Raw genomic sequence first — 1,645 nt, forward strand, 5'->3', positions numbered from 1 at the left:
ACCTATAACCTTCAGGGACTTGCGCTCGCAAAGATTCTATAAATTTATTTGAAGCATTTGTTGCAACGTGCTGGTAACCGGGAACCACGGTGAACCCGCGAAGACAAGCACGGAGTCGGCAGGAACTTGGATAAGGCCAAAAAAAGGAACTTGCAGGTAGCTCAGCGACAAGTGAATCCCATGTGACACGGCGTTCGGCAGCACCTCAGATCGACGGATCGGCTCGACCAACCTCTTCTCCGCGGAAGGCGAGTATCGTCTCTAAAGACGATCGAACTCCGCCACCGCAAACCAAGCATCGCCTTGCGCAGGATCTCATTGGCCTGGCGCAGCTCCCGCTTCCAAGAGCCTTCAGCTTTCTCGGTAGCCTCGGTGGGGACACCTCCCAGCATACCGCTATCCTCTGGCCGGCCCATCCGCTGTGCGCTGCGTTGTGCAGCCGATCTTGGCGCGATCGAGGAGCGCGATCGAGGAGACGGCGGCCGTTTGCAGCGGATATTCCCCTCGTGAGCTTTTGACTAGCCACACGGTTCTTCGTGGTCAATATTGGTTCGCCGCATGATGGGACTTTACGGGACGAGCGTTCAATGGGAACGACGCACCTTGCTAAGCCAGCGGTGCAACCCCGATCAGCGGAATAGCTAGGCTCTCGTCCCCGCAGGGACGCCTCAGGCGATCGTGCATCGCATTTAAGAGCTCGCCGGTTTCAAGCGTCGTATGTATATCACCGCGTTCGCGCGCCACACCAACGGCAGCTCTTTTCAAGCCGATCCTCTCCCGGAGCTGTAGACCCGTGCCCTAACCGACGCCTCTTCGTAAACAAGCTCACGCAAATGGCGGTCGCCGCGTCGGGATATGTGGCCGCCGAAATCGACTTCACCGGATTAGGCGGTGTGGACGAATTACTCAGGTATCTAGACGCTCCGCGAATACATGCAACAAATGCTTCAAATAAATTTATAGAATCTTTGCGAGCGCAAGTCCCTGAAGGTTATAGGTTCATCTTAAATCTGAGGTCAGGCGCGCTGAAAGAGGCTAATACCCTGTTTACGCCCGGACCGCCGCAGCTCGCAATGGAGAAATGGATGCCAAGAGCAACGAGAGCGCTTATCCTAGTTGAAGGTCATAGGGTAATTGGTCTGCGATACGTCCAAGCGGCCCAGAGTCTTGGTTTCCATCCAATTACCCTGTCGGCTGATCCTGCTCGGTATGACTACCTTGCGGCGGAAAGTGTCGAGACAATCCGTGTCGATACAGACAATCTCGATGCGCTGATTCACGAATGTTCGCGGCTACGTGCGACGTATGACATTGCTGGCATTACTGGCTTTGCGGGCGACGACGAGTCGATCTACGCGACAGTTGGCAAGCTCTGCCTGCATTTCGATCTACCGGGACCGAACCCCGCATCGATTGAACAATGCTGCGACAAATTTACTCAACGTCAGCTCCTCGCGGAGGCCGGCATTCCAATACCTGCTTATCGCTTAGCAGCGAATGCAGCGGAGGTTGAAATCTCTGCCGCCGAGATCGGCCTGCCGGTGATTCTGAAGCCAGCCATAGGCAGCGGCAGCATCGGTGTGCGATTATGCAGCACCGTCGATGAGTTAGCCGAACATACCACCTACCTATTGGGTGGGAAGCA

General features: G+C 55.6%; 2 pseudogenes. One reads left to right on the forward strand and one right to left on the reverse strand.

Annotation, left to right across the window (positions count from 1 at the left end):
- Nucleotides 1-606: 606 nt before the first annotated feature.
- Nucleotides 607-884 (reverse strand): annotated as a pseudogene (locus EOA27_RS42700) (hypothetical protein); the annotation flags it as partial.
- 201 nt (nt 885-1,085) lie between these two features.
- Between EOA27_RS42700 and EOA27_RS35595 the strand changes: the two are divergent.
- Nucleotides 1,086-1,645: pseudogene (locus tag EOA27_RS35595) on the forward strand (hypothetical protein); the annotation flags it as partial.

It is taken from the genome of Mesorhizobium sp. M2A.F.Ca.ET.037.01.1.1, from assembly GCF_003998075.1.
In the GTDB taxonomy this organism is placed as follows: domain Bacteria; phylum Pseudomonadota; class Alphaproteobacteria; order Rhizobiales; family Rhizobiaceae; genus Mesorhizobium.